This is a genomic window from Methanobrevibacter sp., from assembly GCF_030539555.1.
In the GTDB taxonomy this organism is placed as follows: domain Archaea; phylum Methanobacteriota; class Methanobacteria; order Methanobacteriales; family Methanobacteriaceae; genus Methanocatella.
In genome coordinates this window covers 1-8052 of record NZ_JAUNXX010000062.1, presented here as the reverse complement: position 1 = coordinate 8052, position 8052 = coordinate 1, and the positions used below count along the sequence as shown (strand labels likewise).

The 8052-nt window shown below is 31.8% G+C and carries 5 protein-coding genes; 3 read left to right on the top strand and 2 right to left on the bottom strand.

From position 1 onward, the window contains the following. The first annotated feature begins 217 nt into the window (after positions 1 to 217). Genes Q4Q55_RS08725 through Q4Q55_RS08715 form a run of 3 tightly spaced genes read left to right on the top strand, consistent with a single transcriptional unit; the run spans position 218 to position 1806 of the window. Entirely contained in the window at positions 218 to 763 is a 546-nt protein-coding gene (locus Q4Q55_RS08725) for a hypothetical protein (protein WP_303372429.1), read from the top strand. Then, on the top strand, positions 744 to 1118 hold the full coding sequence (locus Q4Q55_RS08720; protein WP_303372428.1) for a hypothetical protein: 375 nt from the start codon (positions 744 to 746) through the stop codon (positions 1116 to 1118). Before Q4Q55_RS08725 ends, Q4Q55_RS08720 begins: the two co-directional genes overlap by 20 nt. Next, a complete protein-coding gene (locus tag Q4Q55_RS08715) occupies positions 1108 to 1806 on the top strand; it encodes a hypothetical protein (RefSeq protein WP_303372427.1) in 699 nt (232 codons plus the stop codon). Before Q4Q55_RS08720 ends, Q4Q55_RS08715 begins: the two co-directional genes overlap by 11 nt. Before the next feature lie 91 nt (positions 1807 to 1897). Here the strand turns inward: Q4Q55_RS08715 and Q4Q55_RS08710 are convergent, their stop codons facing one another. Beyond that, positions 1898 to 6970: an S-layer family protein gene (locus tag Q4Q55_RS08710; protein ID WP_303372426.1), complete on the bottom strand. Its 5073-nt coding sequence runs from the start codon at positions 6968 to 6970 to the stop codon at positions 1898 to 1900. 269 nt (positions 6971 to 7239) lie between these two features. Continuing rightward, positions 7240 to 8052: glycosyltransferase (locus Q4Q55_RS08705; protein WP_303372425.1), on the bottom strand; the 813-nt coding region annotated here is incomplete at its 5' end.

The window sequence follows — 8052 nt, the reverse complement described above, 5'->3', positions numbered from 1 at the left end:
TGTCTTTTTTTCCTCTGTTGATATCCAAATTTAAGTCCATATTTGATATTTTGATAACTGGATATATTTAATTATATCTAGAAAATTCATTTTCAAATAAAAATGCTTCTCTAAACATTCAGATTAAAATCAATAATTCATTTTAAAAAAGGTTAACATTAAATATAGTTAGAATTATAATATTAATTACATTTTAAATTATTTGGAGGAGGTTTAAATGAGAGATATTAATAAGTTAATTGTTTTAAATGATATTTTGAATAATGACAATGACTTTACATATTTATTGGATGCAGAAAGCATTTATTATGAAAAACAATTAGATAAAATCAATTCTAATTTAATAAATAATTTAGCAAAATTGTTAATAGGCCAATTCCATTATAAGTATTATGAAATTTTTGATAAATTAGTTGAAATGGGTGTTCCTAATAGAAAGGAATATGATTACTATGACAAAAAATTTTTAGATGAATTATTATATAATATTGAAGAAAATATCGTGGTTTACAAAACAAATGATTTAAAAATTTTAATTTCAATATTGGATATTTCTTATTTATTCATGAAGAATGCACTTGATGAAAAAGATTTGGATTCTTTATTAAATTCGTTCATGCAATTGAAAGATAAATTGGAATATAATAAGTTTATTCGGAATGAAAAATCTTCTTATGATGTTCATTATGGAAGAAAATCTTTTGCGGATACAGAAGAAATTTTTATAAAAAAAGGTGAGAGATATGTTTCTCGAGCATTATGATATTATCACAACTAAATTAAACATGTTTCAATTTCCGGATGTAATTAAAAATAATGAACCATTTTTAATTAAAGTTAATGTAAATTTGGAAATATCCTCTTTCGATAAAAATAATCAAAAAGTGATTTTAACATATCATGTTAAATCTTCTGAATTTCCGATTTATATGTTATGGGAATGCACATGTAATTTAAGTTTTGATGAAGATTTAAATAGTGACATGACTGAAGAAGAATTCTTTGAATATACAGATGTCATATCAGAGATTGATTCTAATGTAAAACAAATATGTGAATTATTTAAAATTGATTTGCCCTTGTTTTCTAAAATAATCGGTGGTCAGCATGCTGTTTGAGTTTAAAGAAAAACATGATAGGGATCAATTGCATGATGATATTAAATTTCTTTCTCAATTAGCATTTGAGTCAAGAGATATATTATATTTGGATGCGCTTATAGAGGCATTAAGATTTAATGGTGATAATAGAAAAGAATATTTCAATAAATTGAAAGAATATTATTTAAATGCTAGAATACCTATTGGAGATAATTTTGATAACTATATTGAAAAAGTATTGGAAATTCCTGAAAGTGATGTGAAAGGGGGATTTTTAGAAGTTTTAACTTATAATTTAATAGAGAAATATTGTAATAAAGATAAATTATATAAAGAATGTTTAGTTTGTTATCAAGGTAATTGGGGTTCACATCCGTTTGATATTATAAATCTGTTGGGTTCAACTGTAAATTTGGTAGATGTGAAATTCTCTTGCAATTTCTTGTATAAAAAACATATTGATTATTTAATAGGTTATAAAAGAAAAAGTAATAATGTCTATGCATATTTAGTTTCTTTAGATGATATTTTAATTATTGAATCAAAACTGGAAGTTATTAAAGAAGAATGTAATATGAGGGAAGATACTTTTGTAAAATTACTGAATGACCTTAGAATTATTTCAAAAAGAGATGTTTATAATGGGATTCTTAGCAAAAAATGTTTATTAAATCCAGATAATTCATTTTCAAATGGAATCACATGAAAATATTCTTCATTTTTTGATATATTGGTCTTTTTTTTAGAATTTGCTGAGTTTAAAAAAATAAGAAAAAAATAGGAAAAATTGAATTTTCCTATTTGAGTACGGTTACTTTAATCTTTTTGGTCAATGCCTTGTAGTATGTGTTTCCAGGATACTTTACAACTGCATTGTAGATTCCTCTTTTGACAAGGTTGGTGACCTTGAATGTTGCAATGCCTTTGGCATTGGTTTTCGCAGAGTAGGTTTTTCCGTTGACCTTGAAAGTGACCATTGAGTTTTTCATTATCTTGTTCTTGTTGGTCTTCAAGGCGACATAGTATGTTTTGACCTTCAATCCAGCTCTGTACGTGTTGACTTTGGTGGTCATCTTAGGAGTTGCCTTTTTAACGGTGACCTTCACGCTTTTGGAGGCTTTGAGATACTTGTCGTTTCCGGCAAACACGATTTTTGCAGTGTATGTTTTCGGAGCAATGCCGTTTGTTGAAAGCTTGACTACACCCTGGGAATTTGTGGTTCTGTTGTAGGTTTTTCCGTTCAGGGTGATTGTGATTTTCGCTCCCTTGATTGCAGCACCGCTTTGGTCTTTCAGTGTGGCTGTAAGGTATTTTCCGCCGTTGTAGACTGTTGTAACAGGGCTTGCAGAAATTGTCGCTGACCTTTCAAGCACAGTAAATGAACTCATCGCATATGATCCTGTGTAGTTTTCATCTCCGTCATATATCACAAAGACAGTGAACTCACCGGTTGCATTTGGTGTGTATGAAACAACAGCTGAACCGTTTGTAAGGTTTGCAACGCCGTTTATACCATTTCCGATGTAGTATTTGACTTCTCCTGTGATGTTTTCATTGAGGTTAATGTTCAATGTGATCTTCTCGTTGAGATAGATGCTTTCCTTGTTGGTGAGTACGATGCTTGTCTGAATCGGAACGACTGCGATTACAGCATCCCTGCTTAGAGTGTTGTAATTGTCTGCGGTAAATGTCACTGTAAGGTTGTATTTTCCAACTTTGCTTTGTTTAAATATCATGCTCACGTTGCCGTCTGAAACGTTTACGGATTTAACAAACTCACCGTTGAGGTAGAATGAAACAATTCCCTCATTGAGATTTTCCGGAATGAACTGCACATGAATGGTTGAGCTGCTGTTGATTGGAAGCTCAAACGGAATCGCAAAGAACATGTCAGCATCACCCTTGTTGACTGTGACTGTAGAGGTGTTTGTTGAACCGATATGGTTTTCATCAACCACAGCTGTCAGGTTCAATGTGTATGTACCGACAGGAAGGCCGGTAATGTTGATGATGTCTTTTGTTGTGTTCTCCTTAACTATTACACCGTCTTTTATGATTTGATATAATATTTCAGTTGCGTTTTCACTTGTAACAGCGATTACTGTTTCGTTATTGTATGTTGCATTCACATCTTCAGCTGATACGCTTGAGTTTGCCTGAAGTACTGTGATTGCGGATGTGTTTGTTGAGGCAATATGGTTTTCATCCACTACAGTTGTAAGGTTAACAGTGTATGTGCCAGCGTTCAGTGTCAGATCTGTTATGTTTCCGGTTGCGTTTCCTTCAGCAGTTATGTTTCCATTTGCATCAGTGATGATGTAGGAAACACCGGTTGCGTTTTCACAAATCACTTCAACAGTTATACTTTCACCATAATAAACGGTCAAATCGGCTGCCTTTACACTGGAGTTTGTTGGGTTTACTGTTATTGAGGATGTGTTTGTTGCGCTTGTGTGATTTTCATCCACTACAGTTGTAAGGTTAACAGTGTATGTGCCTGCATTCAAGCCGGTGATGTTGATGATGTCTTTTGTTGTGTTTTCAAGGACTATTTCACCGTCTTTGATGATTTGGTATTTGATTTCTGTTGCGTTTTCACTTGTTAGGGTTATTGTTATATTGTTTCCGTAAGTTATGTTGATGTCTTCAGCAGATACTGTTGAGTTTGCTGGGTTTACGGTTATTGTGGATGTGTTTGTTGTGCTTGTGTGGTTTTCATCCACTACTGTTGTAAGGTTTAATGTGTATGTTCCTGCAGCAAGGTCGTTTAGGGTTATTGTGTCTGCTGTTGTGTTTTCTTTTATTATTTCGCCGCTTTTAATGATTTGGTATTGTATTTCTGTTGCGTTTTCACTGGTTATGGTTATTGTTATTTCGTTTCCATAGGTTGTGTTGATGTCTTCGGCGGATACTGTTGAGTTTGCTGGGTTTACGGTTATTGTGGATGTGTTTGTTGTGCTTGTGTGGTTTTCATCCACTACTGTTGTAAGGTTTAATGTGTATGTTCCTGCAGCAAGGTCGTTTAGGGTTATTGTGTCTGCTGTTGTGTTTTCTTTTATTATTTCGCCATCTTTTATGATTTGGTATTGTATTTCTGTTGCGTTTTCGCTGGTTATGGTTATGGTTATTTCGCTTCCGTAGGTTACATTGATGTCTTCGGCGGATACTGTTGAGTTTGCAGGATTAATTGTGATAACTGAAGAGTTAGTTACAGAATTGTGATTGTCATCAACGAGTGTTGTTAAGTTAACAATGTATACTCCTGCCTTGAGAGAGGAAGCATCGATTTGGCCGGTTGCATTTCCGCTTGCAACAGCAGTATTGTTATCATCAAAGATAATGTATGAAATGACAGTTGCATTTTCTGAAGTGATGTTGACTACAGCACTTTCACCATAATTTACAGTGACGTCATCGCCTTTGACAGTTGAATCGGCCTTAAGAACAGTGAACTCTTTGGTTGCATTACTTTCATAAGTTGTTTCACTTTCAAGGTTTGTGATGACAACAGTGTAATTGCCAGCATTCAAATCATTAAGTGTTATTGTGAAATTGTCAACGATTTGGCTGAAAACGGTCTCATTTTCATCGTTTCTTATGGTAACATTGACGACAGTCTGGTTTTCAACTGTGAACTTGATGATAACGTCGCTGTTGTATGTTACAGGTGAAATGTCATCGATATCCACTTTTGAATTGAGTCTTAACACGTTAAATTCTTTGGTTGCATTGCATGCAAGGTAATTTTCAGTTTCCTTGTTGTAAACTGTTATGTTGTATGAACCAGGACTTAATTTTTGTGTTATGATGTTTTCATGAATGTCTTCAAGTGTTATGTTTGTGCCGTCATCAAGATTGGTAATGATTGCACTTACTTCTGTTGGGTTTGTGATGTTGAATTTGATTGTCACATTGTTGATGCAATAGGTGTCTTCAATATCTTCGATTTCAACACTTGAAGCTATCTTTTTAACCTCGAAAGTTGCACTTGCATTGCTTGAGTAATACTCATCTGATTCATTGTTTGTAATTGTGATTGTATAGATTCCAACGGATAGATTATCAATTGTTAGATTGTCTGAATCAATAATTCCTTCTTTTATGATATCTCCTTGATTATTTTTAATGACATATGATGCATTTGTTTTGTTATCAATGTTTAAACTGACCAATAAAGTGTCATTGTAAGTGATGTTGTCACAGGATGTGATTTCCACTTTTGAATCATGTTTTATAATGTTTATTATTGCAGTATAGATTGTGCAATTGTTTAAGTTGCAATTTTTGTATGTATCGTTGAATTCCACATTGATGTAATGTGTTCCTAATGCTAAAGTAGTGTTTTTTAGATATGTTGCATTGTTCTGAGTTTTATCATAATTGTCCGGAATATAAAATGTGCCACTATATGAATATGTTTTACGATAATCCCAATCCAAAGTTTCATTATTTTCTTTAAATTTGAAGTGGTTCACAACAATGGAGTTTCCATTGTCATCTCTAATTGACGCATTTAAAACAACGGATTCATTAATGTAATAAGTTAATGTGGAATTATTTAAAATTATTATACTTGTTTTGGAAGTGATGTTCCCACTATTTGCAATAAAATTAGCTACGACTGTGTTGTTTTTAAGATATGCTGCTGATTTTGAATCAATGTAAATAGACCCCAATTGGTATGTGTAAAAATAGGAATCTTCAACATGTATATTACTGTGGGCTGTCTGAAGTGCATTGTATTGTCCATCTATATATCGTGAAGCTGAACTGCCATAGTCCAACATGTGAGTATGATGACTTATATTGCATTTAATAAATGTAAAATTGGATTGTTTACAACAAATTACACAGGAATCATAATAATCAGCATAAAATAGTGTATTGTTGACATTCATTGTTGAATTTTTAACTTCTAGTGAAGAACCTGATGCTGATGAAACATGGCCGGTACCTCTATTATCTGTAAAATAACAGTTGTTCATTATCCCATTGGAATTTTCTATTCCACATGCTACATATTTATTACTCTTGAATATGCAGTTATTTATATTAAAATTTGCAACATTAAATATGTATACTGCACTATTATCAGCATTGTTCTCTTCAAAGGTTGAGTTTTTGATAGTCAATAAATCGCCTCCACCATAGATAGCTGCACCAGAAATGAGTTTTGTTGGATCATCAAAATCAAATATAGTACTGGATTGTGTAGCGGTATTTTTTCGGAATGTGCAATTGTTTATTGTAGTATTAACTCCTAGGGAATATATTGCAGCACCCCCATAATCGATGACACTTCCGCCATAATGTAAGCTAGTGGATTCGTGTGCAACATTGCTTGCAAATAGACAATTGTTTATTGTCATGTTGGACCCTGTGATGAATAATGCTCCACCACCACAATCGTTAGAGTTTACACGTAGAATATTAGTATTTATTAATGTTAAATTATTTAAAACAATGTTATTTGAGGTTATATTAAAAATACGTGCGGTTTTAGATCCATCTATTGTAAAACCGTTACCATTTATAGTAATTTCCTTATTGATATTTATTCCATTTTTAAATACTGTATCATTTGCAGTATCGTATACATAGTTTTTAGTTAAATTTAATGTGGAACCTGCAGTGCTGATTTCATTGGCCAAATCAGCAAATGTTCCATTTTCATTAAGACTGTCCTCAGTGAGAATAGTTTCTTCATTAATTTTGTTAATATCTTGATTTTCATTAGTATCTGAAATAATATTGTCATTTATGTCGTTAATACTAATAGTATCATCTGTAATGTTTTCAGCAGCACTGACTGAAGATATCGTAAATAAACATACAAATAATAAGATTACGACTAGTTTCTTATTTAACAAAATGACCCTCCTTTTTTTTTAATTGTTAATATTTATGTATTAATGCATATATTAATTATGGATTATTGTCGTTGTAAGCAGATTTTTTTTGAATAATTTAATCAATAACATAAAAAATTACAAGTAATGACTTATAAAACTTGTTCAAATAAGTAGAGTCATTTTAAAAATACTAGAAAATTAATAATTTTATTTATACTGTTTTTACTGGTGAAAAATGGAAGAAAGGATTTTTGTTGTTTCGAAGGGATTTTTGATAAATTAATTCATTAAATCTTGTTAAATGTTAATTTCTTGAAAATTCTTTTTAGATTAACTCTCTTGGAATTAAATTCCTGTTTTGGGAATTGATTTCGTCGGTATAACCTATGGTTTTCACGATATAATTTGATTTTAACTCTCTCAAGTCTGTCTATTTCATTTAAAAGGGCATTATCAATCAAATTATTTTTTGGCAGGTTTAGTCCATTAATATAAGACTCTTTTAATACTTCTTCCCATTTTATAAATAGTTTTTCATTGTCGATTTTATCCAAAACATTTTCACGTGCCAACTTACCCATTTCAATTGATTTTTGAGGGTTGTCAAGTAGGTCTAACATGGATTTGGCCAATGCATTAACATCTCCTTGTTCAACCAGATATCCGTTTTCATCATTTATGAAATCGGCAGGACCGTAATGGATATCATAACTTATCACGGGTGTTGAGTTGAGCATGGATTCCAAAACAACCATTCCCAATCCTTCAAAGTTGGAAACGAACAGTGTTGCAAGTGATTTGGCCATTTCCTCTGAAACATCATCAATATGTCCTTTAAAAATAACTTTATCATAAAGATTTAGTTCATATACAAGTGATTTTAATTTTTCCTCTTCAATTATTTCGGATGGTGTTGTTGCTCTTCCAAAAATTTCTAATCTAACATTATCATTTGTTCTAGTAACAATTTCAAATGCTTTAATTGCATCTGAAATGTTTTTCTCAGGACTCAGGCGGGCAAAAATTGAAAATTTATTGAAATCTTTCTTATTATTGTCATTGGGTTCATATTCTGATAAATCTATGATGTTTGGAATTGC

What these genes read in the sequence shown, in the direction of transcription:
- Q4Q55_RS08725 (WP_303372429.1), top strand. Translation starts at nt 218, where the DNA reads ATGAGAGATATTAATAAGTTAATTGTTTTAAATGATATTTTGAATAAT.
- Q4Q55_RS08720 (WP_303372428.1), top strand. Translation starts at nt 744, where the DNA reads ATGTTTCTCGAGCATTATGATATTATCACAACTAAATTAAACATGTTT.
- Q4Q55_RS08715 (WP_303372427.1), top strand. Translation starts at nt 1,108, where the DNA reads ATGCTGTTTGAGTTTAAAGAAAAACATGATAGGGATCAATTGCATGAT.